Source organism: Arthrobacter sp. SD76, from assembly GCF_049726125.1.
GTDB lineage: Bacteria > Actinomycetota > Actinomycetes > Actinomycetales > Micrococcaceae > Arthrobacter > Arthrobacter nitrophenolicus.
Genome location: NZ_JBNBLR010000001.1, coordinates 2836465 through 2861745, shown reverse-complemented (window position 1 = coordinate 2861745; position 25281 = coordinate 2836465). Strand labels below are relative to the sequence as shown.

At 66.0% G+C, this 25281-nt stretch carries 16 protein-coding genes, 1 tRNA gene and 9 pseudogenes; 17 read left to right on the top strand and 9 right to left on the bottom strand.

The window, feature by feature from the left end; genetic code table 11:
* The first annotated feature begins 49 nt into the window (after positions 1-49).
* From eno to ACPEE0_RS13805, 10 genes and pseudogenes are all read left to right on the top strand, one after another.
* Complete coding sequence (gene eno / locus ACPEE0_RS13850) at positions 50-1330, top strand: phosphopyruvate hydratase (RefSeq protein WP_009358042.1); 1281 nt, start codon at positions 50-52, stop codon at positions 1328-1330.
* A 154-nt stretch (positions 1331-1484) separates the two neighbouring features.
* Positions 1485-2141 carry an FtsB family cell division protein gene (locus ACPEE0_RS13845; protein ID WP_009358043.1) on the top strand — a complete coding sequence of 219 codons (657 nt, stop codon included), beginning with the start codon at positions 1485-1487 and terminating at the stop codon, positions 2139-2141.
* Between the two features lie 28 nt (positions 2142-2169).
* Positions 2170-2841 carry a DUF501 domain-containing protein gene (locus tag ACPEE0_RS13840; RefSeq protein WP_407709241.1) on the top strand — a complete coding sequence of 224 codons (672 nt, stop codon included), beginning with the start codon at positions 2170-2172 and terminating at the stop codon, positions 2839-2841.
* Positions 2838-3784: pseudogene (locus ACPEE0_RS13835) on the top strand (exopolyphosphatase). Before ACPEE0_RS13840 ends, ACPEE0_RS13835 begins: the two are co-directional and overlap by 4 nt.
* Before the next feature lie 6 nt (positions 3785-3790).
* The gene (locus ACPEE0_RS13830; protein WP_424574655.1) at positions 3791-5167 is read left to right on the top strand and encodes a S8 family serine peptidase; all 1377 of its coding nucleotides are present in this window, start codon (positions 3791-3793) and stop codon (positions 5165-5167) included.
* 59 nt (positions 5168-5226) lie between these two features.
* Positions 5227-6705 carry an NAD(P)/FAD-dependent oxidoreductase gene (locus tag ACPEE0_RS13825; protein ID WP_424574654.1) on the top strand — a complete coding sequence of 493 codons (1479 nt, stop codon included), beginning with the start codon at positions 5227-5229 and terminating at the stop codon, positions 6703-6705.
* Between the two features lie 137 nt (positions 6706-6842).
* Positions 6843-7427 (top strand): ACT domain-containing protein, encoded by a 585-nt coding sequence (locus tag ACPEE0_RS13820; RefSeq protein WP_424574653.1) that lies wholly within the window; start codon positions 6843-6845, stop codon positions 7425-7427.
* Positions 7396-7590 (top strand): annotated as a pseudogene (locus ACPEE0_RS13815) (hypothetical protein); the annotation flags it as partial. The gene ACPEE0_RS13820 and the pseudogene ACPEE0_RS13815, both read left to right, overlap by 32 nt.
* A gap of 214 nt (positions 7591-7804) precedes the next feature.
* Positions 7805-7878 (top strand) — tRNA-Leu (locus tag ACPEE0_RS13810).
* A gap of 286 nt (positions 7879-8164) precedes the next feature.
* Positions 8165-9451: an ABC transporter substrate-binding protein gene (locus tag ACPEE0_RS13805; protein ID WP_424574652.1), complete on the top strand. Its 1287-nt coding sequence runs from the start codon at positions 8165-8167 to the stop codon at positions 9449-9451.
* A gap of 68 nt (positions 9452-9519) precedes the next feature.
* Here ACPEE0_RS13805 and ACPEE0_RS13800 read toward each other — a convergent pair.
* The 4 genes and pseudogenes from ACPEE0_RS13800 to ACPEE0_RS13785 form a co-directional block, all read right to left on the bottom strand.
* A pseudogene (locus ACPEE0_RS13800) lies at positions 9520-10294 on the bottom strand (ABC transporter ATP-binding protein).
* Positions 10242-11357 (bottom strand): ABC transporter ATP-binding protein, encoded by a 1116-nt coding sequence (locus ACPEE0_RS13795; protein WP_424574651.1) that lies wholly within the window; start codon positions 11355-11357, stop codon positions 10242-10244. The pseudogene ACPEE0_RS13800 and the gene ACPEE0_RS13795 overlap by 53 nt, the downstream one beginning before the upstream one ends.
* Positions 11354-12321, bottom strand: a pseudogene (locus ACPEE0_RS13790) (branched-chain amino acid ABC transporter permease). Before ACPEE0_RS13790 ends, ACPEE0_RS13795 begins: the two are co-directional and overlap by 4 nt.
* Before the next feature lie 9 nt (positions 12322-12330).
* The gene (locus tag ACPEE0_RS13785; RefSeq protein WP_009356211.1) at positions 12331-13614 is read right to left on the bottom strand and encodes a branched-chain amino acid ABC transporter permease; all 1284 of its coding nucleotides are present in this window, start codon (positions 13612-13614) and stop codon (positions 12331-12333) included.
* Positions 13615-14094: 480 nt separating this feature from the next.
* Here ACPEE0_RS13785 and ACPEE0_RS13780 point away from each other — a divergent pair, with 480 nt between their 5' ends.
* The gene (locus ACPEE0_RS13780; protein ID WP_407709245.1) at positions 14095-14982 is read left to right on the top strand and encodes a Bax inhibitor-1/YccA family protein; all 888 of its coding nucleotides are present in this window, start codon (positions 14095-14097) and stop codon (positions 14980-14982) included.
* A 101-nt stretch (positions 14983-15083) separates the two neighbouring features.
* Here ACPEE0_RS13780 and galK read toward each other — a convergent pair whose 3' ends face one another.
* On the bottom strand, positions 15084-16271 hold the full coding sequence (gene galK, locus ACPEE0_RS13775; protein WP_009356213.1) for a galactokinase: 1188 nt from the start codon (positions 16269-16271) through the stop codon (positions 15084-15086).
* The gene (galT, locus tag ACPEE0_RS13770; protein ID WP_354175448.1) at positions 16268-17422 is read right to left on the bottom strand and encodes a galactose-1-phosphate uridylyltransferase; all 1155 of its coding nucleotides are present in this window, start codon (positions 17420-17422) and stop codon (positions 16268-16270) included. The genes galK and galT overlap by 4 nt, the downstream gene beginning before the upstream one ends.
* A gap of 78 nt (positions 17423-17500) precedes the next feature.
* Here galT and ACPEE0_RS13765 point away from each other — a divergent pair.
* The 4 pseudogenes from ACPEE0_RS13765 (at position 17501) to ACPEE0_RS13750 (ending at position 21709) form a co-directional block, all read left to right on the top strand.
* Positions 17501-18480 (top strand): annotated as a pseudogene (locus ACPEE0_RS13765) (aldose 1-epimerase family protein).
* A 39-nt stretch (positions 18481-18519) separates the two neighbouring features.
* Positions 18520-19847 (top strand): annotated as a pseudogene (locus ACPEE0_RS13760) (AI-2E family transporter).
* 3 nt (positions 19848-19850) lie between these two features.
* Positions 19851-21090: pseudogene (ilvA, locus tag ACPEE0_RS13755) on the top strand (threonine ammonia-lyase).
* An 8-nt stretch (positions 21091-21098) separates the two neighbouring features.
* Positions 21099-21709, top strand: a pseudogene (locus ACPEE0_RS13750) (rhomboid family intramembrane serine protease).
* Positions 21710-21783: 74 nt separating this feature from the next.
* On the opposite strand, the gene greA reads toward ACPEE0_RS13750, so the two are convergent.
* Both greA and ACPEE0_RS13740 read right to left on the bottom strand, forming a co-directional pair.
* Positions 21784-22278, bottom strand: coding sequence for a transcription elongation factor GreA (gene greA, locus ACPEE0_RS13745; RefSeq protein WP_009356217.1), 495 nt, complete (start codon positions 22276-22278; stop codon positions 21784-21786).
* Between the two features lie 151 nt (positions 22279-22429).
* Positions 22430-22828: a DUF4307 domain-containing protein gene (locus ACPEE0_RS13740; protein ID WP_424574650.1), complete on the bottom strand. Its 399-nt coding sequence runs from the start codon at positions 22826-22828 to the stop codon at positions 22430-22432.
* A gap of 173 nt (positions 22829-23001) precedes the next feature.
* Here ACPEE0_RS13740 and mca point away from each other — a divergent pair.
* A pseudogene (gene mca, locus ACPEE0_RS13735) lies at positions 23002-23906 on the top strand (mycothiol conjugate amidase Mca).
* Positions 23907-23996: 90 nt separating this feature from the next.
* Complete coding sequence (locus ACPEE0_RS13730; RefSeq protein ID WP_009356220.1) at positions 23997-24332, top strand: hypothetical protein; 336 nt, start codon at positions 23997-23999, stop codon at positions 24330-24332.
* Between the two features lie 70 nt (positions 24333-24402).
* Here ACPEE0_RS13730 and trhA read toward each other — a convergent pair whose 3' ends face one another.
* Positions 24403-25044 (bottom strand): PAQR family membrane homeostasis protein TrhA, encoded by a 642-nt coding sequence (gene trhA / locus ACPEE0_RS13725; RefSeq protein ID WP_035751589.1) that lies wholly within the window; start codon positions 25042-25044, stop codon positions 24403-24405.
* Between the last annotated feature and the right edge of the window lie 237 nt (positions 25045-25281).

The window sequence follows — 25281 nt, the reverse complement described above, 5'->3', positions numbered from 1 at the left end:
GAGTCTTTCTGCAAGATCCCCCCGTTAATCGCCCATAAGGAGCAAATTCATGGCGCTTATCGATGCCATCCACGCCCGCGAGATCCTCGATTCCCGTGGCAACCCGACCGTAGAAGTCGAGGTCCTGCTCTCCGACGGCCAGATCGGCCGCGCAGCAGTACCGTCCGGCGCTTCCACCGGCGAGCACGAGGCCGTCGAACTGCGTGACGGCGACAAGGGCCGCTACCTCGGCAAGGGCGTCCAGAAGGCTGTCGACGCGATCATCGACCAGATCGCACCGGCCCTGACCGGCTTCGACGCCACCGACCAGCGCTCCATCGACCAGGCCATGCTGGACCTGGACGGCACCCCGAACAAGGGCAAGCTGGGCGCCAACGCCATCCTGGGTGTTTCCCTGGCCGTGGCCAACGCAGCCGCCGCCTCCGCCGACCTGCCGCTCTACAAGTACCTGGGCGGCCCCAACGCGCACGTCCTGCCCGTGCCGCTGATGAACATCCTGAACGGCGGCTCCCACGCGGACTCCGACGTCGACATCCAGGAATTCATGATCGCCCCGATCGGCGCCGAAACCTTCTCCGAGGGCCTGCGCTGGGGCGTTGAGGTGTACCACAACCTCAAGTCCGTCCTGAAGGAAAAGGGCCTGTCCACCGGCCTCGGCGACGAGGGCGGCTTCGCCCCGAACCTGCCCTCCAACCGGGCCGCGCTGGACCTGATCCAGGAAGCCATCAAGAACGCCGGCTACACCCCGGGCAAGGACATCGCCCTGGCCCTGGACGTGGCATCCTCCGAATTCTTCAAGGACGGCGCCTACCAGTTCGAGGGCAAGTCCCTCAGCTCGGCCGAGATGAGCGCCTACTACGCCGAACTCGTGGCCGACTACCCGCTGGTGTCCATCGAGGACCCGCTGGACGAGAACGACTGGGACGGCTGGAAGACCCTCACCGACGCCATCGGCGACAAGGTCCAGCTGGTGGGTGACGACCTCTTCGTCACCAACCCCTCCATCCTGCAGCGCGGCATCGACACCCGCACCGCCAACTCGCTGCTGGTGAAGGTCAACCAGATCGGCTCCCTCACCGAGACGCTGGACGCCGTCAGCCTGGCGCAGCGCGCCGGCTACACCACCATCACCTCCCACCGCTCCGGCGAGACCGAGGACACCACCATCGCCGACATCTCGGTGGCAACCAACGCCGGCCAGATCAAGACCGGCGCACCGGCCCGTTCCGAGCGCGTTGCCAAGTACAACCAGCTGCTGCGCATCGAAGAGGAACTCGACGACGCCGCACGCTACGCAGGCCGCAGCGCGTTCCCGCGTTTCAAGGGCTAGTAGCCGCGTAAAGCATTAAACGGTGGCTATGGTTGAAAGACCATAGCCACCGTTGTTGTTTCGGCAGCATCCGTCAGCCCGGTTGTTGACCAGCGCCGTTTTGTTGTTCAGCACAGACAGTGGCGGCCGCAGGCAGGCCGCGTTCAGGAGTGTCATGGCTACCCGCCGTCCCAAAGTCCCCAAGGTCAGCCCCGCCCGTCCGGAAAGGGAAGCCGACGGCGCAGACGTCATCCAGGCGGATTTCGGCTCGGCCAAGGACAACCTGGGCCCGGCAGGACGGCCCGGCGCCGACAGCAAGCCCCGGAAGGCTCCAGCCGGCAAGGCGCCGGCACCGGGCGCATCAACAGGGCGGGCCAGGCCCGGAAAGGGCAGCAGCGCAACCAGCGGTGCCTCTGACCATCCCGCCGAGGAGGACCAGCAGCCTGTTCCGGCGAAGGCATTTTCCGGGCGGATGCTGGCACTGGCCGTGGTGATGGTGGCCATTACCATCATGCTGGCGCCCACGGTGAAGATCTTCTTCGACAAGAAGGCCGAAATCGACGCGCTGAATGCCGATATCGCCGCGCGAGAGGCCGAAGGCGACCGGCTCCGCCAGCAGGTCTCCCGCTGGCAGGACCCCAACTACGTGAAACAACAGGCCCGCGACCGCATTAACATGGTTATGCCGGGCGAAACCGGCTACTGGGTCTTCGGCAGCGATTTGCCCGCGGGAGACACCAGCAGCCAGACCGGTGCAGCAGCACAAGACCCCGCCGATCTGCCGTGGGTGGATTCCCTGTGGGAGTCCATCGAGCGCGCGGCCACAGACTGAACCGCAAAAGGAAGGACGGCCCGCGACAGTGGAACACAACACGGCAGCCGCCCGGGACGACTCCCGCCAACCATCAGCACACGATCTCGAAGTATTGAGCCGGCAGCTGGGACGTCCGGTCCGCGATGTGGTGGAAATCCCCGCCCGCTGCGTGTGCGGCAACCCGCTGGTGGCGGCAACGGCTCCGCGGCTGAGCAACGGCACGCCGTTCCCCACCACCTTCTACCTGACCCACCCCGTGATCACCTCCGCGGTATCCCGGCTTGAGGCGGCAGGGGTCATGAACACCATGAACGAGCAGCTGGCCGGCGACGCAGAACTGTCCGCCGCCTACCGGTCTGCGCACGAAGCCTACCTGGCCGCCCGGGATGCAATCGGCCGGCGGTCCGGCATCGGTGCTGTTCCGGAAATTGACGGGGTTTCCGCCGGGGGCATGCCCACGCGCGTCAAGTGCCTGCATGTCCTGGTGGGGCACTCGCTTGCTGCCGGACCGGGCGTGAATCCGCTGGGGGACGAGGCACTGCGACAGATCCGCGAATGGTGGACGACGGACAGGTGCTATTGCGAGGGTGCCTGGGACACCACCGGCGAAGCCCCTTCCCGGGACCTCAGCCGGCATGGACCGCAGGGCCTGCCGGACATCGTGGGCCGCCCCGCCCCGGTGCGAAAGTCGGCCAATCCTGCCGAGGCCGCCCAGTGACCCGGGTAGCCGCCATCGACTGCGGCACCGATTCCATCCGCCTGCTCATTGCCGATATCGAGCGCAGCAACGGCACCACCAGCCTTACCGACGTAGTGCGCGAGATGCGCGTGGTGCGGCTGGGCGAAGGCGTTGACGCCACCGGCGAGCTCGCCCCCGCCGCACTGGAGCGCACATTCGCTGCCACAGCCGATTACGCAGAGCTGATCCGGGAACATGGCGCTGAGGCCGTCCGGTTTGTTGCAACCTCAGCCAGCCGGGATGCCCGGAACCGGGAGGTCTTCGTGGACGGGATCCGCAACCTCCTCGGCGTGGAACCTGAAGTCATCTCCGGCGACGAGGAAGCTGCGTTGTCCTTTGCCGGCGCCAGCAGTGTCCTGCCCATCCTGGACGGCCACCAGGTACTGGTGGTGGACCTGGGCGGCGGCAGCACGGAGTTCGTCCTCGGCACCGCACAGGGCGTCACCGCAGCGAAGTCCGTGGACGTCGGCTGCGTCCGGCTGACCGAACGGCACCTGCGGAACGATCCGCCCACCGCGGAACAGATCTCGGCCGCGGAAGCGGACGTGGACGCAGCCATGGCCCTTGCCCAACGGGACGTTCCGCTGGAGCAGGCGACCGCCGTCGTCGGTGTTGCCGGTTCCATCACCACCATCACAGCCCATGCCCTCCGGCTGCCCGAATACCGGCCGGACGACATCCACGGCGCTGAACTGCCGCTGGACACGGTCCGCGCCGCCGCCACGGACCTCCTGGAGATGGACCGGTCCGAGCGCGCCGGGCTGCCCTACATGCACCCGGGCCGCGTGGACGTGATCGGCGCCGGGGGACTGGTGTGGCGCAGGATCCTCGAGCGCATGGGGAACTCACCGGCGGCAGGATCACTACGGCGACGGCCAGCGAGCACGACATCCTCGACGGCATTGCCCTGAGCATCGGCTGAACCCGGATGCGATCCCTAACCCACCCGGCACTGCACAGGACAGCGGCCGCCGCGCTTGCCCTGGTCCTTGCCGCCTGCTGCCTTGTTACCGGCCTCATCACGGCTCCGGCGGCGCGCGCGGACGAGTGGCGGGACAAGCAGTACTGGCTGGCAGACTCCGGCATTACCAAGGCCTGGGAAGTATCCAAGGGCGCCGGCGTGAAGGTGGCCGTCATCGACAGTGGCGTGGACGCGCAGCACCCGGATCTTAAGGGAGCGGTGGCCGGCGGTTACGACGCGTCCGGATCCGGCCAGCCGGACGGCCAGAAGAGCGTCGGGTCCAAGCCCGAACACGGCACCCTGGTGGCCACCATGCTTGCCGGCCGGGGGCACCAGCCCGCCGACAAGACTGCTTCCCCCACGCCGGGCCCCGCTGCGCCGGCACCGGACGGCATCATCGGCGTGGCCCCCGAGGCCCAGATCCTGTCCGTGTCCACCTGGCTCGGCTCACCGAACCCCTCCGGCAAGAGCGACCAGGACCAGATCCCCGAAGCGGTCCGCTGGGCAGTGGACAACGGGGCAAAAGTCATCAATATCTCGCTCGGCAGCACCACCCCGCAGTGGCCGCAAAGCTGGGACGCCGCCTTCCTGTACGCCGAGCAGAAGGACGTTGTGATCGTCGCGGCTGCAGGGAACCGGATCGGCGGCAACACCCAGGTGGGAGCCCCGGCCACCATTCCCGGCGTCCTCACCGTCGCCGGCCTGGACCGCTCTGGAACGGCAAGTGTTGACGCGTCCTCGCAAGGCATCAGCATCGGCGTGGCAGCACCGGCCCAGAACCTGCTGGGCGGCCTGCCGGGCGGCGGATACGCCGAGTGGGCGGGGACTTCCGGATCCACGCCCATCGTGGCCGGCGTGGCGGCACTGATCCGCTCCAAGTGGCCTTCCATGAGCGCCGAGCAGGTCATTAACCGGATCGTCTCCACCGCCAGGGATGCAGGGGCGCCGGGCAAGGATCCCCTGTACGGGTATGGCATCCTCAACGCGGAAGCGGCCCTGAAGGATGACGTTCCCGAAGCGAAAAGCAATCCCCTGGGAACCATTGCCGAGTGGATCCGGGTGCACCGGCGCGGCAACCTGGCCACCCCCACCCCGGTCCCCACGGCGGAGGCGCCGGTGGCTGCCCCGGCGCTTCCGGAAGCAACCGTCCCCGCCGCGGAGCCGCCGTCACAGCGTGATACTGCCATCGGAGGTGCTGTTGTCATCGGATTCGCACTGCTGTTCGTGGCCATCATCGCCGCGGCGGTCATCCAGCTGCGCCGGGCGGCGCGGGACCCCGCGCTGAAGGGGGAGGAGCCGGAAACAGGTGCCCTGGAAAAGGTGCATTCGGTGCGGAAACCCTAGCGTAACGGGCCCTTCGAGCAGTTAGTGAAGATTTTCACAAACTGCGCTATCCTTAAACTATGGCAACCACCCCAGAGCTCCAGGACCGTCCCAGGGTACTCGTCGTCGGCGGCGGGTACGTCGGCCTGTACGTAGCACTCAAACTGCAGAAGAAGATCGCGAATGCCGGTGGCATCGTCACCCTCGTGGATCCACTGCCCTACATGACTTACCAGCCGTTCCTCCCCGAGGTGGCCGGCGGCAACATCGAGGCCCGCCACGCGGTGGTGTCCCACCGCCAGCACCTCAAGCAGACCGAACTGATCCAGGGCCGCGTCACCTCGATCGACCACGCCAACCGCACCGCGGTCATCGCTCCGTCCGACGGCGGCGAAAACTTCGAGATCCCCTACTTCGACGTTGTCCTGGCCGCAGGTGCCATCACCCGAACCTTCCCCATCAAGGGCCTCGCGGACAAGGGCATCGGCCTGAAGACCATCGAGGAAGCCGTTGCGCTGCGGAACAAGGTCCTGGAGCGCATCGAGGTTGCCTCCACCATGACCGATCCCGCCGCCCGCGCCAAGGCCCTCACCTTCGTGGTGGTCGGCGGCGGTTTCGCCGGCATCGAGTGCATCACCGAGATGGAGGACCTGGCCCGCGCCGCGGTCCGCAACAACCCGAGGATCAAGCAGGAAGAAGTCCGCTTTGTCCTGGTGGAAGCCATGGGACGCATCATGCCCGAGGTTACGGCCAAGCAGGCCGAATGGGTCGTTGAGCACCTGCGCAGCCGCGGCATCGAGGTCCTGCTGAACACCTCGCTGGACAGCGCGGAGGGCACCCTCAAGCTCATCAACCTGCCGGACAAGTCCCCTGCCCAGGAGTTTGAAGCCGACACCCTCGTGTGGACGGCCGGCGTCCAGGCCAACCCGATGGTCCGCTCCACCGACTTCCCGCTGGAACCCCGCGGCCGCGTCCGCGTCCTTCCGGACCTGCGCGTCGCCGGCGACGAAGGCATTGTGGACAACGCCTGGGCTGCCGGCGACATCGCCGCCGTGCCTGACCTCACGGGCAAGGGCCTGCCGGATGGCACCTGCGTCCCCAACGCCCAGCACGCGCTCCGCCAGGCCAAGCGCCTTGCCAAGAACCTGTGGGCTTCCCGCTGGGAGAAGCAGCTGAAGGACTACAAGCACAAGAATCTGGGTGCTGTGGCAGGCTTCGGCGAATGGAAGGGCGTTGCCAACATTAACCTGATCGGCAGCATCGGCCTCAAGGGCGGGCTCGCCTGGCTGGCCCACCGCGGCTACCACGGCATGGCCATGCCCACGTTCGAACGCAAGTTCCGGGTGATCTTCAACTGGATCATCAGCTTCTTCGCAGGCCGCGACACCACCCAGCTCATGGACCTGGACAACCCGCGCGGCGCTTTCGTTGCGGCCGCCTCCCCGGCCCCCAAGCCGGCTGCTGCGGCCGCCCCTGCGCCGCCGGCCGCGCCGGCAGCCGGCGGTGACGGCTCCACAGCGGTGCAGTCCAAGGAATCTGTGACGGCACAGGCCAAGTAGCACGTGCAGCGCCCGACGGCGGCTGTCCCCTTCGCGGGGATGGCCGCCGTTTTTGTCCCGGCGGCCGTCCGGCCCGGACGCGCCCCATTCCTGCGCCTGGTCCTGCTGCCGGGACGCCTGCCTCCTAGACTGGGCTCATGACTGCCGAAATGAACCTGCAGGCGCTTCTGGCGGGCATGCACCCCGTTCAGCGCGAAGGGGAATATGTCTACGTCCTCTGGCCGCACGGACGGCCACTGGCAGCCGGCATCGAGGCTGCAGTACGCGAGGCTGAAGGCCTGACAGTTGTGTTGCCGCGGGCTGAGGCGGACCGGCAGGGGCTCAGCTATGACTTTGTCGGAGCGTGGATCACGCTGCAGATCCACTCGGACCTCGAAGCGGTGGGCCTCACCGCGGCAGTCAGCAGGGCCCTTTCGGAAGCCCGGATCATCTGCAACGTCCTGGCGGGGTTCCACCACGACCACCTCCTGGTGCCGGTGGCGGATGCGCCCCGTGCCCTTGAAGTCCTGGCCGAACTTGCTGCCAGGAACCGGGATGCACCGGCCCGGGAGCTGATGCTGCGCAGCGAGAATCCCTCAGACAGGGAGGCCATCCTTGCCTTGACGGCCGAGGCTTTCGCCATTTCTCCGGCCACCGGACTGCCGGCAGGAGGTGAGCCGGTGGAAGTGGGTTTGCTGCGTGCACTCTTTGATGCGGAGGAGTACCTCCCCACCTCAGCGTAGTGGCCGTCCAGGACGGGGAGATCGTGGGCCACGTCATCAGCACCCGCGGTTGGGTGGGGACCAGGGACTCCTCGGCCTTGGCCCCATCGGTGTCACTCCCCGGCTGCAGCGGCAGGGCATCGGTTCGGTACTCATGCGGGAGACAATCGACAGGGCAAACGCCGCGGGGGAACACGGCATTGTCCTGCTTGGAAGCCCCGACTACTATGCCAGGTTCGGCTTTGTCCCGGCGTCCACCTTCGGTATCCAGGCGCCCGACCCGGCGTGGGCGACTACTTCCAGTTCCTGCCGCTCGCGCTATGGTCCGGCGGCGCCCACGGCACGTTCCGGTACGCCGCACCATTCTCACTCATCTGACGGGATACCATTGACCCGGCGCCCCAGTAGCCCAATTGGCAGAGGCATCGGACTTAAAATCCGCGTGTTGTGGGTTCGAGTCCCACCTGGGGTACTTAGAGAAGCAGGAGACTTCGCGGTCTCCGGCAGGAAGCCGCCCGTATCCTACGGGCGGCTTCCGACGTTTAATTCCACATATGCAACGACTGTTATAAGGATGTGACCTCACTCACTTATCTTCGCCTGTGATTTGCATTAGCTTGAAGCTACATCAGGAATCCCTGATTTTTCGTGTCGAAGGCCGTTCGCACCTTTAGATCGAGGAGCTCGTAAATGACTTTATTCCCCAGGCGGGAGCCCGCGCTGCCAAGCTGACAGCGCTTGGCATCGGCGTTGCCTTCATGGCAACGGCTTGCGGCGGTTCGTCCACACCCACGGCGACCGAAACCACCACTGGAGCAGCGGCGACCGGAATCGCGTGCCCGGCGCCGGGGTCAACCGGCGGAAGCAGCGCGGCGCCCACCAGCGGCGGCGGGGCCGTTCCGCCGTCGACCGGCAGTACCGAAACGCCGTTGAAGCTGGGCTCGCTGCTTCCCACCACCGGCTCGCTGTCCTACCTCGGCCCGCCGGAAATCGCCGGTGTGAACCTTGGCGTGAAGGAAGTCAATGACGCCGGCGGTGTCCTGGGCAAGCCCATCGAAGTGGTCCACCGGGATTCCGGCGATACCAAGACCGATATCGCCACGCAGTCCACCACCGCCCTGCTGGGCCAGGGAGTCAGCGCCATCATTGGTGCAGCCTCATCCGGTGTGTCCAAGACGGTGATCAACCAGATCACCGGTGCGGGGGTCCTGCAGTTCTCCCCGGCCAACACGTCTCCGGACTTCACCACCTGGGATGACAAGGGCCTGTACTGGCGCACGGCTCCTTCCGATGTGCTGCAGGGCAAGGTCCTGGGCAACTACATGGCTACCTGCGGTGCCCAGACAGTGGGCATGATCGTCCTGAATGACGCCTACGGAACCGGCCTGGCCAAGAACATCAAGGCTGCCTTCGAGTCAGCAGGCGGCAAGGTTGTTGCCGAGGAGCTGTTCAACGAGGGCGACACCCAGTTCAGCAGCCAGGTGGACAAGGTCATCGCGGCCAAGCCGGACGCAATCGCCCTGATCACCTTCGACCAGGCCAAGAGCATCGTGCCCCTGATCTCCGGCAAGGGAGTGAACCCCAACCAGCTGTTCATGGTCGATGGCAACACGTCCGACTACAGCAAGGACTTCCAGCCCGGCACCATGCTCGGGGCGCACGGCACTTTCCCCGGAACCTTCGCCAACGAGGCCTTCACGAAGAAGCTGCTGGAAGTTGATCCGGCGCTGAAGGACTTCACGTATGGCGGCGAATCCTACGATGCCGTGAACCTGATCGCCCTGGCTTCCGAAGCCGCCGGCAGCACCAGCGGCCCGGAAATCGCCAAGCAGCTCAAGGCGGTCTCCGAGTCGGGCGAGAAGTGCAACGACTTCGCCTCCTGCGTCACCCTGCTGCGTGAAGGCAAGGACATCGACTACGACGGCCAGTCGGGCCCCATCACCTTCTCCGACGCCGGTGACCCCACCGAGGCCTATATCGGTATCTACGAGTACACCGCAGACAACAAGCTGAAGCCGGTCCAGTCGGAATTCGGCAAGCTCTAGTAATCGGCTAGACGCACACAAAGGAGCCCCGTCCTGCCGGACGGGGCTCCTTTGTGTCCTGTCGCCCGCTACTCGACGGTGTCGGCCAGGGTTCCGAGGTAGAGCTGGATGACCTTGGGGTCCTTCATCAATTCACGGCCCGTACCCGTGTAGGCATCGCGGCCCTGGTCCAGGACGTAGCCGCGGTCGCAGATCTGCAGGCAGCGGCGCGCGTTCTGCTCCACCATAATCACGGACACCCCCGCACGGTTGATCTCGTGCACGCGCAGGAACGTTTCGTCCTGCTTGACGGGGGAGAGGCCTGCGGAGGGCTCATCCAGGAGGAGCACGGCTGGGTCCATCATCAGGGCGCGGCCCATGGCCACCATCTGCCGCTCACCACCGGACAGCGAACCGGCGCGCTGGGCACGCCTCTTGCCCAGCTCGGGGAAGAGGCTGGTGACAAAGTCGAACCGCTGCGCGAAGTCCTTGGGCCGCTGGAACATGCCCATCTGGAGGTTCTCCTCGATGGTCAGCGTGGAAAACACGTTGTTGGTCTGCGGGACGAATCCGACGCCGCGCGTCACCAGCTTGTTGGCCTTCAACCCGGTGATGTCCTGGCCCCGGACCACTACCGTGCCCGAGTGGACCTTCACCAGGCCGAACATGGCCTTCAGGAGGGTGGACTTGCCGGCGCCGTTCGGCCCGATGATGCCGATCAGCTCACCCTTGCGGGCCTCAATGCTGCAGCCGTTGAGGATGTTGACCCGGCAGGTACCCCGCCACCAGGTCGGTGACTTTCACAACGGCGTCACCGCTGCTGACAGGCTGGGCGGCCGGGGCCGCGCTCGTGCTGCTGCTCATTTGGTGTCCCTTTCCGTACTGCCGTGCCGGCCGCTGTGGTCCCCGTGGGGGCCTTCCGTGGTCCGGGGCGGGCTTCCTCTTCCGCCACTGTGTCAAGCGAAATGATGCCCGCGTTTTCGGTGCCAACGATCGACTCTTCATCCGCCACAAGCTCTGCGGCAAGCTCCTTGATGCCCTCGGAGTCGCCGAGATCGACGTCGTGGTGGGCGCCCAGGTACGCGTCGATGACTGCAGGGTTCTTCATGACCTCGCCGGGCGGGCCTTCCGCCACCACCTTGCCTTCGGCCATGACCACCACCCAGTCGGCAATGTGCCGGACCATGTGCATGTCGTGTTCCACGAACAGGACGGTCATGCCTTCGGCCTTCAGGTTCTTGATGTGGTCAAGCAGCGACTGGGTCAGGGCCGGGTTGACGCCTGCCATGGGCTCGTCAAGCATGACCAGCTTCGGCTGCACCATGAGGGACCGTGCCATTTCCAGGAGCTTACGCTGGCCGCCGGAGAGGGATGCCGCGTAGTCATCCTTTTTGGCGTCAAGCTTGAACTTCTCCAGGAGCACGTTTGCCTGGGCAGTGATCTCCTTCTCCCGGCCGCCCCAGATGCCCTTGAACAAGGCCCTGGACAGGCGCTCGCCGGGCTGGTTGGCCGCGCCGAGCCGCATGTTCTCCATGACCGTCAGCTTGCCCATAACCTTGGTCAGCTGGAAGGTCCGCACCATGCCCATGCGCGCCACCTTGTACGGTGACACCCCGGCGATGCTCTTGCCCTCGAACTGCCACTTTCCGCTGTTGGGCGTATCGAATCCGGTCAACAGGTTGAACAGGGTGGTCTTGCCCGCCCCGTTGGGACCAATCAGGGCCGTGATCTTGTGCCTGGGGATTTCCAGGTACTCCACGTCCACGGCGTTGATGCCGCCGAAGCTGCGGGTCACGTTTTCCGCGACGACGATGGGGTCGCGTTTCTTGCACCCGGGACCCACTTCGCCGGCAGCGATCGGCCGGGTGTCGGTCATGAAGTCCGGGGTGCTCCCGGCCGCTGCCGGTACTTCGCTGTGCATGCTCATGCGAACGCCAGCTCCTTCTTGTTTCCGAAGACGCCCTGGGGCCTGAAGATCATCAGCAGCATCAGTGCGACGCCCACCAGGATGTAGCGCAGCTGGCCCGCCTGGACGGTGTTCAGCCACGTAATGGTGCCCGATTCGATCAGGCCGTAGAGGATGCCCTGGGTCAGTGACAGGACCACCCAGAAGATCATGGCGCCGATGACCGGCCCAGGACTGTGGCCAGGCCGCCGAGCAGCAGGCACGTGTAAAGGAAGAACGTCAGTTCCGTGCCGTAGTTGGCAGGCTGCACCGCTCCGCGCGGGAGGGTGAACACCATCCCGGCGAGAGCCCCGAGAACACCGCCGATGACCAGTGCCTGCATCTTGTAGGCGTAGACGTTCTTGCCCAGTGAACGGACCGCGTTCTCATCCTCGCGGATGCCCTTCAGGACACGGCCCCAGGGGCTGCGCATCAGCAGCCATACCAGCGTGCAGCACACGACCACCAGCCCCCAGCCGATAACCCGGATGAAGAAGTCGCGGTTGTTCATGCCGAAGTAGGACCCCTCGGGGAAGGGGTTCATGGCGTAGAAGCCGCCCTCGAACGCTGCCAGGCCGTTGGCGGAGCCGGTGACGGATGTGAGCTGGTTGGTGGTGACGATGTAGCGGACGATTTCCGCGGCCGCGATGGTGACGATGGCCAGGTAGTCCGCCCGGAGCCTCAGGGTGGGGATGCCCAGGAGCAGGGCAAAGATTGCCGAGGCGGTGATTGCTATCAGCAGCCCGACGAAGAACGGCACTCCGAAGGTAAGGGTGGAGATGGCGAACCCGTAGGCCCCCACCGCCATGAAGCCGGCCTGCCCGAAATTCAGCAGGCCGGAGTAGCCGAAGTGGACTGCGAGGCCGAGCGCGGCCAGTGCATAGGCGGCCGTGGTGGGGCTGAAGATTTCACCCGCGGCGCTGGCAAAAATGAATCCAAAATCCATGTCTGTTTCCTAACCCACGCGCTCGCGACGGCCCAGGATGCCCTGTGGCCGGAACAAGAGGACAACGATCATGATGAACAGGGCGCCCACGTACTTCAGGTCGGCGGCAAGGCCAAACACCGTGGTCAGCTCCACGAAAATGCCCACGATGATCGAACCGATCAGGGCTCCGAACACGGTACCGAGGCCGCCCAGCGTGACGCCGGCGAAAATGAGCAGGAGGATGGCCGAGCCCATGTCGAAAGTGACGCCGGGCCGGTAGTAGGCCCAAAGGATGCCGCCGAGCGCAGCGAGCATGCCGCCGGTGATCCACACGAGCCGGATCACGGCGTCCACGTCAATGCCGGAAGCGGCGGCCAGCGCCGGGTTGTCCGCCACTGCGCGGGTGGCCTTGCCCAGCCTGGTCTTGAGCAGCACGATGCCGATCAGCGCGATCACCACCGCGCTGATGCCCAGCGACCAGAGGTTGTTGGGCGAGATGGATACCGGGCCCAGCTGGATTTCGGGGCTCTGGGCATACGGAAGCTGTTGCGTGGCGCCGCCGAAGTAGAACTGGATGACGTAGCGGACGGCCAGCGCGAGGCCGATGCTGACAATCATCATGGGCACCAGGCCGGTCCCGCGGCGCCGCAGCGGCCGCCACAGGCCCCTGTCCTGGGCATACCCGAACAGGGCACCGCCCAGCAGGGACAGGATCAGTGCCAGCCAGAAAGGCAGCCCGGCCGCGTTGAACGCGAACACCAGCACCGCGCCCAGCGTCACCATCTCACCGTGGGCGAAGTTGGTGAGCCCGGTGGTTCCGAAAATCAGTGACAGTCCCACCGATGCCAGCGCGAGGAGCAGGCCGAAGCTCAGTCCTGCCACGAGGCGGTTGAGCAGGTTCTGCCCGAAGTCCTGCTCCTGGACCACGATGCCCTTGCCGAAGGCAAAGATCACTGACAGGTTCGAGGTCTGGCTGAAGGTGACCTCACGCGGGTTTTCCTGCCCCTCGGCGAGCTTGATGCCTTCAGGCAGGGTGGATTCGTCCAGTTCCACGGTGTAGGTGCCCTGCTCGGGCACGCCGATGTTCCAGGAGCCGTTCGCTGACGACTTGGCCGTGCCGGTGAAGTCGCCCTTCTTTGCCGTGATGGTCACATCCGCCAGGGGTGCGCGGGTGTCGTCGCGGAGGAAGCCGCTGATGTTGTTCTGGAAGGTCTGGTTCGACGGGGATGGTGTCGGTGCTGGGGAAGCGGCCTGGGTTGCCGGTGCTGCGAGGAGGAGGATCGCCAGGATGGTTGCACTGATGGCTCCCATGATTCCCGGCAACCCCCGGCGTCGTCCGGCCGGCTGGCCGTGGGGTGTACTTCTCAAAATGAAAAACCTCCACTTGGGGGCGGTCTCGGCTGCGCCATTGCAGCCGCTGCGAACGGACGCAGGGCGGGGAGGCGCCATCTCGCCCGGCACCTTCACGCATGTGAGTTCCGTCACCCTGCTTGGCTTATGCTACAGCGCGCGGGATGCCGCAAATGCCGAGGTCCAGGCCTTGTTGGTAGCGATCAGGTAACAACTCCGGCAGCCCGGGCGCGCAAACGGGAGGAGCGCCCCAAGAAACCTTTGTTGAGCCACGGTATTTTCCAGGCGGCAGGGTGCAGCGGGGCGTGGGCAATGGCGCCGGCCAGCGTCACGGTTGCGTTGCATAGCCGCCCGTTCGGGAACTTTCAGGGGTGTATTGGCGTGGTAATTGGTACCGTAAACCTTAAGGTTCACATCACACCCACACGGAGGAATCCAGCAATGGCACTTGGCGGCAACCCGATCTTCAACGGAAAGAATTTCCGTGGAGCCACCCAGGCACCGCCTGTCCCGCAGGCTCCCTATGGACAAGCTCCTTACGGCCAGGCTCCCTACGGCCAGGCCCCTTACGGCCAGCAGGGCTGGAACGCCCAGCCGCAGGGCATGACGGACGAGCAGCTGCAGCAGATGTACAGCCGGCCCTCCGCCGGCCCTGCTGACACCGGGCGGATGACGTTCGACGACGTCATCGTCAAGACGGCGGCCTGCCTCGGAGTGCTGCTCGCCGGTGCCGCTGTCACCATGGTGGTGGGCCTGAGCCTGGCATCCCTGCTGATGGTCGTCGGTGCGCTCGGCGGCTTCGTCCTGGCGCTCGTCAACACGTTCAAGAAGCAGCCGTCCCCGGCCCTGATTCTTGCCTACGCAGGCCTCGAAGGCCTCTTCCTCGGCGGCCTCACCCGCGTCCTTGACACCATGTACCCGGGCGTTGGCCTCCAGGCCGTCCTCGGCACCCTGTCCGTCTTCACCGTGACGCTTGTCCTGTTCAAGAGCGGCAAGGTGCGCGCCACACCCAAGGCCATGAAGTTCTTCATGATCGCCCTCATTGGCTACGCGCTCTTCTCCGTGGTCAACCTCGTCATGATGCTGACCGGCCTTACCTCGGAACCCTTCGGGTTGCGAAGCGGCATCATCGGCGTCGTCATCGGCATCCTGGCCATCGGCCTCGCGGCATTCTCGCTGGTCATGGACTTCACCAGCATCGAAGCCGGCGTCCGCAGCGGCGCCCCGCAGCGCTTCTCGTGGACGGCCGCGTTTGGCCTGACCGTCACCCTGGTCTGGCTGTACGTGGAAATCATCCGCCTGCTGGCCATCCTCCGCGGCGAGGAGTAACCGGCAAGGCGGTACCGCCGCCGGAACCCGAACAGCAACGGAGGGCCCCACCAGATTCCTGGTGGGGCCCTCCGTCTGCCTGCGCCCGGGCGTCCTGCGGCTCAGGCGATGCGCATCGCCCCGGCGGCGGGTGACACGGTGAAGATGTCCGGCTCCGTGAAGCCGGCCTCGGAAAACGCCCGCACGACGGCGTCGCGCACCTTGTGTTCGCTGGCGGCGGGGGTGAGTGCGATGGCTGCACCGCCGAACCCGCCTCCGGTCATGCGTGCGCCGATGGCACCGGCTGCCCGCGAGGTATCCACCGCGAGGTCAAGTTCCGGACAGGAGATCTCGAAGTCATCCCGCATGGACGCGTGGCTGGCGTCCAGCAGATGGCCGATGGCAGCGGGTCCCCGGTCGCCGAGGAGTTCCACGGTCTGCAGCACCCGGTCGTTTTCGGTGACCACGTGCCGGACGCGCCTGAACGTCACCTCGTCCAGCAGCCCGCTGGCTTCCGCAAGGTCGCCCACCTGCACGTCGCGCAGGGCTTTGACCCCCAGCACTTCAGCGCCCAGCTCACAGGCCGCCCGCCGGGAGGCATAACCGCCGTCGGCATGGGAGTGCGACACCTTCGTATCGATGACCAGCAGGACCAGCCCCGCGGGCTCCATTTCGAATGGAACAAGGGTGGCGTTCTGGTCCCGGCAGTCCAGGAACACCGCGTGCCCGCGGGCGCCGCGGAGTGAGGCGGACTGGTCCATGATGCCGGTGGGGGCTCCCACGAAGTCGTTCTCCGCCTGCTGGGTGGCCAGGACCATGTCCTGGGCTTCCAGGCCGGCCCCGGTGAGTTCGTTCAGCGCCGTGATGACGGCGCATTCAATGGCGTGCGACGACGACAGGCCGGCGCCCAGGGGGACGTCGGAATCCAGCAGCAGTTCAATTCCCGGAACGTCGATGCCCCTTTGCCGCAAGGCCCACATGACGCCGAGCGGGTACTTTGTCCAGCCTTTGGCCGACCCCGGCTCAAGGGATCCGGTGGTGGTGGTTACCACACCCTGGTCGCCGTAGGTGGAAAGCAGCCGGACGGTCGAATCCGTGCGGACTCCGACGGCCACGCGGGCTGTCCGGTCGATGGCGAAGGGCAGGACGAAGCCCTCGTTGTAATCCGTGTGTTCGCCGATGAGGTTCACGCGGCCCGGCGCCTGCCAGATGCCTGCGGGATCGCTCCCGAACTCCTGGGTGAAACGGGCAGCCAGGTCTCCTGCAGGGGCAGGAGCCGGCGCCGTGGCGGGATCAGGTGCGGTGCTCAAGCAGAGGCTCCTTCGGAGAGGCCGGCCAGGGCCGGGGACGCGGGCGACGCCGGAACGGTGACCGAACGCAGGCGCTCGGCCACGCTTTCCGGGGTGGTGTCGTTGATGAACGCACCCATGGCTGCCTCGGACCCGGCAAGGTACTTCAGCTTATCGGCAGCGCGGCGGGGCGATGTCAGCTGCAGGTGCAGGTAGCCGGAGGGCCGCAGGACAGGGTCCAGTGGAGCCTGGTGCCAGGCCGAGATGTACGGGGTGGGGGTGGGGTACAGGGCATCCACCCGTTTGAGCAGATCCAGGTAGACGTCCGCCAGTTCGTCCTTCTCTTCACCACTGAGGGCCGCGAGGTCCGGTACGTGGCGGTGCGGAACCAGGTGGATCTCCAGCGGCCACCGGGCAGCAAAGGGGACGTAGGCGCTGAAGTTCTGGCCTTCCATCACCATCCTGCTCCCGTCCTCCCGCTCAGCACGCAGGAGCGACCCCGTCAGGGTCTCCCGGCCGTCGCGGGCGTCGTGGTACTTCCGGGCCGCGTTTCCCATCACGGCGGCGCGGGGCGTGACGTACGGGTAGGCGTAAATCTGCCCGTGCGGATGGTGCAGGGTGACCCCGATGTCCGCGCCGCGGTTTTCGAACGGGAACACCTGCTGGATTCCGGGCAGGGCGTTGAGGGCGGCGGTCCGTTGTGCCCATGCCTCAATGACGGTGCGGGAGCGGGTCCGGCTGAGCCCGCTGAAGGACCCGGTGTGCTCCGGTGTGAAGGACACCACCTCGCAGCGGCCGTACGCCGGACCTTTCGTTCCCCACGCCGCATCCTCCGGCACGGGGCCGAGCGCCGGTCCCAGGGAGGGAAAGCGGTTCTCGAAAACCACCACGTCGTAGTCCGCGGCCGGTATCTCGGAGGGGTTGCTGCCTGTGGTGGGGCAGATGGGGCACTGGTCTGCCGGCGGGAGGTGGGTCCGGGTCTGGCGGTGCGCTGCGACTGCCACCCACTCGTTCGTCAGGGCATCGAACCGGACTTCGCCCGGTTCACCCCGCGGGGGAAGGCCGCGGTGGTCCGTGGTCAGTTCGGCTGCCCGCGAAGCAGTAGTGCCGGCGTCGTCGAAATAAATCAGCTCCCGGCCGTCGGAGAGTCTGGTGCTGGTGATCCCTGTCATGCAAAAAGTCTCGCATAGCCGATCAAAAAAAGAATAGTTACGAACAAAAAATAACATTGACTATTGGTGCCGCCGGCGATGGCCGGGGTACCGTATGCCCATGACATCGTCTCCACACGCGAATCCCCGGCCGGTTCGACTCCCCAGGCTTACGCGACGGGGCGGCAATATGAGCTGCGGCGCGGCGATGCCCTGGCCGTGGTTACCGAACTGGCCGCAGGCCTCCGCTCCTTCCACCGCGGCGGAGTGCTCCTCACGGAGACGTACGGCGACGACCAGATCCCGCCCGGGGCCACCGGAATCACGCTCGCCCCCTGGGCCAACCGGGTGGAGGACGGCACCTGTTCCTGGACGGCAAGAAGCAGCAGTTGGACATCACCGAGGTTGGCCGGAACAACGCCAGCCACGGTTTGCTGCGCAATGCCGCGTACGCCCTGGTTGACGAGTCGGAACACTGGGTCTCCCTGGAGGCCACCATTTTTCCGCAGCACGGCTATCCCTTCCTGCTGCGGCACCGCGTCCAATACCTCCTGGACGACACCCTGGGCCTGGTGGTCCGGCAGACCCTTGCCAACCATTCCAAAGCTCCGGCCCCGTTCGTGCTCGGCGCCCATCCGTACCTCCGCCTGGGCGATGCGCCCATCGAGGACCTGGTGCTGACGGTGGCTGCGGACACCCGGCTGGTGGCCGATGACCGGCTCATTCCCCGCAGCGCAGCACCCGTGGCGGGAGACACCGACTTCCGGTCCGGCCGGCACATCGCCGAACTCAGCGTGGACGTCGCGCTCACCGGCCTGAAGCGCGTGGACGGCAAGGCCCGGCATACCCTGAGTGCCGCCGATGGGCGCAGCGTCAGCCTCTGGCAGGATGAAGCCTGCGAGTATGTCCACGTCTTCGTGAGCACCGAGTACCCCGGCCGCAGCCGCGCCGTCGCCGTCGAGCCAATGACCGGCCCGGCAAACGCTTTCAATTCCGGCGACGGGCTCCGCTGGCTGGCACCCGGCGAGGCCTTCACCATCGAGTGGGGGATCGACTACAGCGTCGGGGCGCAAGGCTAGCGGTTTCCCATTAGGGCATGGCTGCGGAAGTATTAGGCTATGACGCCAACCGGGGATGCCGAACCGCCTTCAACCGCAGCCTCCTTGCAGCAAGAACCCGCTTCATCACCACCGACGCTGCGGGTTCTCGCTGACCGTGAACTGGACCGCGACATTCCCTACGGGATCCGCATCGCGGCCTCATGGGCCTGGCGGCTGGGCCTGATCCTCCTGGTGGGCGGTGCCCTGGTGTGGCTGCTCAGCCACATCAGTTTCCTGATCATCCCGGTCCTGGTGGCCGCGCTCCTTGCCGGGCTCCTTTAACCCGGTGGTGGGCTGGCTCAAGAGCTACCGGATACCTTCCGGACTGGCCGTGGCCATGACCGTGCTGGGCTTTATCGGACTCATTGCCGGTGCATTGGCTCTGGTGGGCAGGCAGCTCTGGACAGGTTTCGGAGAACTTTGGTCCGAATCTCTGGCCGGGTAAAGAGATCCAGGACTGGCTTTCGGACGGCCCGCTCCACCTCACGGCCGACCAGATGGACCAGTACTTGAAGGAAGCCACGTCGGCCCTGCAGGACAACACCAGCAGCATCGTCAGCGGCGCGCTCTCCTTCGGCAGCACTGCCGGCCACTTTGCCGCCGGCCTGATCCTTGCCCTCTTCATCCTGATCTTCTTCCTGCTGGAGGGCGACAGGATCTGGGTTTTCCTGGTGCGGCTCCTCCCCAGGAAGGCGCGCGCGGCCGCCTTTGGAGCCGGCCGCAAGGGCTGGACCTCCATGGTCAGCTACGCCCGCATCCAGATGTTCGTTGCGTTCGTGGATGCGCTGGGCATCGGGGTCGGCGCAGCAATCATCGGTGTTCCCCTGGCGCTGCCGCTGGCGGTGCTCGTCTTCATCGGCTCATTCATCCCCGTGGTGGGTGCCCTGGTGACCGGTGCCATCGCCGTGCTGCTCGCGCTGGTGGCCAACGGGCCGGTGAACGCCCTCATCATGCTGGGAATCGTCCTGCTGGTCCAGCAGCTCGAGAGCCACATCCTGCAGCCCCTGGTCATGGGCAAGGCTGTGGCACTGCATCCGGTGGCCGTCATCCTCACCGTTGCTGCCGGTTCATACCTCGCCGGCATCCCGGGTGCCCTGTTCTCGGTGCCCATTCTCGCCGTCGCAAATTCCGCCATTCGCTACATTGCCGCCAGAACGTGGGAACATGAACAGGTGCCGGTAATGCCGCTGGCGGCCGGCGCCCCGGCGGACAACACCATCAAGGACGTTGCCCGGCCGGCCGTGCGCCGGTACGGCAGGGACGCCGCAGCCGGCACCACAGCAAAAGATCCCGATGTCCGCAGCTCTCCCAAGCCGGGCGCCGGGGACGAATCAAGAGGAGAATAGTCCGTGAATATCCTTGAAACCCTTCCCGTCACACTGGACGATGTCCTGGAGGCGCAGAAGCTGCTTGACGGGATTATTGCGCGCACTCCTGTTGAATCGTCGCGGGCGCTGGGAACAATGGTAGGCGGCGACGTTTACTTCAAGTGCGAAAACCTGCAGCGTGCGGGATCGTTCAAGGTCCGCGGAGCCTACGTGCGGATGGCCAGGCTGTCCCCGGAAGAGAAAAAAGCGCGGCGTGGTGGCGGCCTCGGCAGGCAACCACGCCCAGGGCGTGGCCGTGGCCGCCAAGAGCCTCGGAATCAAAGCCCGCATCTACATGCCGCTCGGTGTGGCGCTGCCCAAGCTGGCTGCCACCCGCAGCCACGGCGCGGAAGTTGTCCTGCACGGGCACAACGTCGACGAAGCGCTCGCGGAAGCCCAGCGGTACAGTAACGAGACGGGAACCGTGTTTGTCCACCCCTTCGACAACGTTGACGTCGTTGCCGGCCAGGGCACGCTAGGCCTGGAGATCCTCGAACAGGTGCCCAACGTGGACACTGTGCTGATGGGCGTCGGCGGGGGCGGGCTTTTGGCCGGTGTTGCCGTGGCCATCAAAGCCCGGGCAAAGGAACTGGGCCGGGAAATCCGCATCATCGGTGTGCAGGCTGAAAACGCCGCTGCCTACCCGCCGTCGCTCGCCGCCGACGCCCTGGTGCCCCTGAAGAAGGTATCCACCATGGCGGACGGCATCGCCGTGGGCCGCCCCGGCCAGCTGCCGTTCAGCATCATCCGCGAGCTGGTGGATGACGTGGTCACCGTCAGCGAAGACTCCCTGGCCCGGGCCCTGATCTTCCTGCTGGAACGGGCCAAGATGGTGGTGGAGCCCGCCGGCGCCGTGGGCGTGGCAGCGCTGATGGACGGCAAAATCGAGAACCCGGGAACCACGGCCGTGGTCCTGTCCGGCGGCAATATCGACCCCATGCTAATGCTGAAGGTGATCCAGCGCGGCCTCTCCGCGGCGGGACGCTACATGACAGTCCGGATGATGCTGGACGACAGGCCGGGCTCGCTGGCCACCATCGCCAGGATCATCGCCGAGAACGATGCCAACGTGACCGGCCTGGACCACACACGGGTGGGCGGCTCCATCAGCATGGGAGACGTCTCCATCACGGTGAACCTGGAAACCAAAGGCCATGAGCACGGAGCGCAGGTCCTCAGCGCCCTCCGCGCCGAGGGCTTCCAGCCGATCGTGGTGCACTAGGAGGTGCCATGGAAGGGCTGACCGGGGACGGGGGCATCAGGCAGCGCCAAACCGTGGCGGCGAGGGCCAAGGGCGGCCTGCTGGTCCTTGGCGCTTTCGTGGTCCTGCTGTTTGTCATCGAGCTCTTCAACATGGTGATGCTCCGCTCGCTCAACGCGACGTTCGGGCTCCGGCCCCGCAGCGCTGACGGGCTGCTGGACATCTTCACCTTTCCCCTCCTGCACGCGAACCTGAACCACCTGCTCTCCAACGGCCTGCCGCTGATCATATTCGGATTCCTGGTGTTCCTCTCCGGCCTCCGGGTGTTCATGACCGCCCTGGCTTTCAGCTGGCTGGGTCCGGACTTACGGTCTGGCTGATCGGCGACAGCGGCGTCACCGTGGGCTCGTCGGGCCTCGTTTTCGGCTTGTTCTCGTTCCTCCTGGTCCGGGGTTTCTTCAACCGCAGCTGGCGGCAGATCCTCCTGGCCGTGGTCCTCTTCATGGGGTACGGGAGCATCCTGCTCGGGATCCTGCCCATCGTTTCCGGTTTCGTCTCGTGGCAGGCACATCTGGGCGGTGCCGCCGGGGGACTGGTGGCGGCGCTGCTGCTGCGGCCGCGGACGGCCCGCGTGGCCTGACCGGCCGCAGGCAGGGAACGCGAAAGCGCCGGCCCCTTGCGGGTGCCGGCGCTTTTTTGTGTGCCTGTCTGGAACTAGGCTGCGTACGGCTTGGCGGACAGGATTTCCACCTTGATGTCCTTGCCGTTCGGTGCCGTGTAGCTGAGCGTCTCGCCTTCCTTGTGCCCCAGGATGGCAGCTCCCAGCGGAGACTTCTCGCTGAACACGTCCAGGTCGGAATCGCCTGCGATTTCGCGGGATCCGAGCAGGAAGGTTTCCTCGTCGCCGGCAATCCTGGCGACGACGATCATGCCGGGCTCAACGATGCCATCGTCAGCGGGAGACTCGCCCACGTGGGCGTCGCGGAGCAGGACCGTGAGCTGGCGGATGCGGGCCTCAATCTTGCCCTGCTCCTCCTTGGCGGCATGGTAGCCGCCGTTCTCCTTGAGGTCCCCCTCTTGCCGGGCTGCATCGATCTTCTGGACAATTTCCGCCCGGCCAGGGCCGGAAAGGTGGTCCAGCTCTGCCTTCAGGCGGTCAAAAGCTTCCTGGGTAAGCCAGGCTGCAGCTGCGCTGTTGGTGGTAGACACGGACTTCTCCTCTAATGGTCCTACATGCAAAAGACCCCGCCACAGTGGCCACTTGTGGAACAGTAACCAGCTCAGCGGGGTGAAGGTATTGCTCCATTGTAGTCAATCCTGTGGACTTATCCCAACAGGGGAGCGGCGCACGTCACATCCACTAATCCGCTTTATCCGCTATCCAGCAGTCGTCCACCACGCCGGACACGGACGGCGATTCGGTCCGGACGGCCACGCGCTGCGTCACTGTCCTGCCGCCGTCGGACGTTCCCTCCCGGGCGTCTGCCGGGATGTCCACTACCTTCCAGCCCACGATGGCGAACTTGGAATCCAGCGCCTTGACAGCGCACTGCACAGCGGTCCCCGGTTCCCGGGTCACCTGGAAGTCCACCTCGGCCAGCGTGCCGTCAGGGGTGCTGTAGCCGATGTCCTTGAACGAGATATCCGTCAGCGAGTTGGACGTGGAGACCCATGCCATGAAGCCGATCCCGCCCGCCAGGGCCACCACGGCGATGGCCCGCTTGGCAGCGGCGGAGAGCCCCCGCTTTTTTAGCACCATAGCGATTGGCTAGGCTAGTGTCTGCGGGCGCGGATGGGGCCGGCTGGTCCGGGGAAGTCACCCGTCCAGTTTAGTGCCCATTCCGCCGGTGCCGGTCCTGCACCCGGTGGCGGCAGCGGCCCGCCCGCCGTTGTAACAGCCATAACCAAAGATGAATGAGGAGCCGTCCCTCCATGACAGCGTCCAGCAACTCCCCGGCACCGCTACGGCTGCTTGCAGTCCATGCCCACCCGGATGACGAATCCAGCAAGGGCGCTGCGACGATGGCCAAATACGCCGCCTCCGGCGTGGACGTCATGGTGGCAACATGCACGGACGGTTCCCGAGGGGACATCCAGAACCCGGCGGTGGAAGGCGAACCGCACCCCAAACGGGACATGGCCGGGGCCAGGCGCCTTGAAATGGAGAGTGCCGCCAAAATCCTGGGCATCAGGCAGCGATGGCTCGGGTTCGTGGATTCCGGGCTTCCCGAGGGCGATCCGCTGCCGCCGCTGCCCGCGGGCGCCTTTGCCACGCTGCCGCTGCACCGGGCCGCGGCGCCCCTGGTGCGGCTGGTGCGCTCCTTCAAGCCGCACGTCATCCTGAGCTACGACGAGAATGGCGGATATCCCCACCCGGACCACATCATGGCCCACCGGGTGGCAGTCGAAGCCTTCGAGGCGGCGGGCGACCCTGAACGCTATCCCGGTGCGGGGGAGCCGTGGGAGCCGAGCAAGCTCTACTACGACAGGGCTTTCAGCCCGGAGCGGTTCCGGGCGCTGCATTTCGCGCTGGAGGAGGCCGGCCTGCAGTCTCCGTATGCCGAGCGGCTGGCCGCCTGGCTGGAGTCCGACGCCGAGGGCCACACGCCGCCGCCGGCAGCACATCCGACCACCACGCAGATCGATTGCGGCGATTTCTTCGAGGTGCGCGAGGACGCCCTGCGTGCACACCGGACGCAGGTGGATCCGCTGGGGTTCTTTTTTGCCGTGTCGGCGGAGATGCAGCGGCGCGCCTGGCCGTGGAGGACTACTCGCTGATCCATTCCCGGGTGCCCTCAGAACTCCCGGAGAAGGACCTGTTCGCGGGGCTAAGATAGTAGCGGCAGGCAATTTCTATGCCGCGTAGAAGATAAGCCGGCCCTCCGGCCGCGCCATCCGCCGCCACCCGTTCCACAGAAGGTTTAATCGTGCATCATCTGCTCCTCAGCCTGGCCACCACCCCCACGCCGCTGCCCACCCCTACGCTGCGGGAAGGCATCTCTGAGGACCAGGTGACGCCGGGCCTCCTGGGCTTCATCATGACCGCTTTCTTCGTGGTGGCCACTGCCCTGCTGATCGTGGACATGGTCCGCCGGATCCGCAGGGTCCGCTACCGGGCACAGGTGGAAGAGGACCGCATGGCAGCCGCCGCAGCCGCGGATGTGGCGGCGGCCGACGCGCAGGACGGGCTGGAGTCCACACCCAGGCAGTCCGACGGCGATGGCAACGGCATTGCCCCCGGCCAGTCCCGGCCGCAGGACTAGGGCCCCGCGCCGGGCTTTCACAGTGCCGCCGGCTTCCCGCCCGGCCGGCCCTGGATGAGGCCTCGTCTGCTTAGCTGAGGACGGCCATGGCGATCGCCGTGAAGTGGGCCGCAAAGGCGAAGACGGTGAAGGCGTGGAACAGTTCATGGAACCCGAAGTGGTGGTAGCTGAAGTTCGGCTTCTTCAGGGCATAGAACACCGCGCCGGTGATGTACAGGACGCCTCCCACGCAGATCAGCACTGCGGCTGGAACACTGGACTGGAAGAACTGCGGCAGGTAGAACAGGGAACCGCAGCCCAGGGCTATGTAGATCGGTACGTACAGCCAGCGCGGGGCATCCGTCCATAGCAGCCGGAAAAGCACCCCAAGGATGGCGCCGGACCAGATGACCCATAGCAGGAGAACAGCCTGCGGCCGCTCCAGGAGGGTCCAGGCCAGCGGCGTATAGCTGCCCGCGATCACCAGCATGATGTTGGTGTGGTCCAGCCGTTTCAGCACCATTTTCACGGCCGGGGACCAGTTGCCGCGGTGGTACACGGCGCTGACGCCGAACAGCAGCACGCCCGTGGCCGCGTAGATGGCCGAGGTGATTTTACGGTCCACGCTGGGTGCAAGGGCCACCAGCACCACGCCAGCAACAAGGGCCAGCGGGGCGGTCACGGCGTGGATCCAGCCGCGCCATTTCGGCTTAATCATCAACAGCTCTGCCAGCCGTACCGCTGCCTCGTCGAGGGCGCCCTGCCCGGCGTCTTCCGCCCGTTTCCGCCTTTTGGCCGGGGCAGGTTCGGGACGTCGGAGGAGTCGCTGTTCATCCTCCAAGAATAATCTACGGTCCGGTAAGTTACTGGCTGGTAACACGACGGCGGTGCTGCCGCCGGCCACGGGACGGGACGTCCCGCCGCCGCGCGGGCGGTAGCCTAGGATGTGCAAGTACGTACAGCGAGGAAG

Excerpts from the sequence above, each read along its gene's own strand:
- ACPEE0_RS13825 (WP_424574654.1), top strand. The coding sequence starts at position 5,227 with ATGGCAACCACCCCAGAGCTCCAGGACCGTCCCAGGGTACTCGTCGTC.
- ACPEE0_RS13795 (WP_424574651.1), bottom strand. The coding sequence starts at position 11,357 with ATGAGCATGCACAGCGAAGTACCGGCAGCGGCCGGGAGCACCCCGGAC.
- ACPEE0_RS13805 (WP_424574652.1), top strand. The coding sequence starts at position 8,165 with ATGGCAACGGCTTGCGGCGGTTCGTCCACACCCACGGCGACCGAAACC.
- ACPEE0_RS13780 (WP_407709245.1), top strand. The coding sequence starts at position 14,095 with ATGGCACTTGGCGGCAACCCGATCTTCAACGGAAAGAATTTCCGTGGA.
- ACPEE0_RS13820 (WP_424574653.1), top strand. The coding sequence starts at position 6,843 with ATGACTGCCGAAATGAACCTGCAGGCGCTTCTGGCGGGCATGCACCCC.
- ACPEE0_RS13845 (WP_009358043.1), top strand. The coding sequence starts at position 1,485 with ATGGCTACCCGCCGTCCCAAAGTCCCCAAGGTCAGCCCCGCCCGTCCG.
- ACPEE0_RS13740 (WP_424574650.1), bottom strand. The coding sequence starts at position 22,828 with ATGGTGCTAAAAAAGCGGGGGCTCTCCGCCGCTGCCAAGCGGGCCATC.
- galT (WP_354175448.1), bottom strand. The coding sequence starts at position 17,422 with ATGACAGGGATCACCAGCACCAGACTCTCCGACGGCCGGGAGCTGATT.
- ACPEE0_RS13830 (WP_424574655.1), top strand. The coding sequence starts at position 3,791 with ATGCGATCCCTAACCCACCCGGCACTGCACAGGACAGCGGCCGCCGCG.
- eno (WP_009358042.1), top strand. The coding sequence starts at position 50 with ATGGCGCTTATCGATGCCATCCACGCCCGCGAGATCCTCGATTCCCGT.
- ACPEE0_RS13785 (WP_009356211.1), bottom strand. The coding sequence starts at position 13,614 with ATGGGAGCCATCAGTGCAACCATCCTGGCGATCCTCCTCCTCGCAGCA.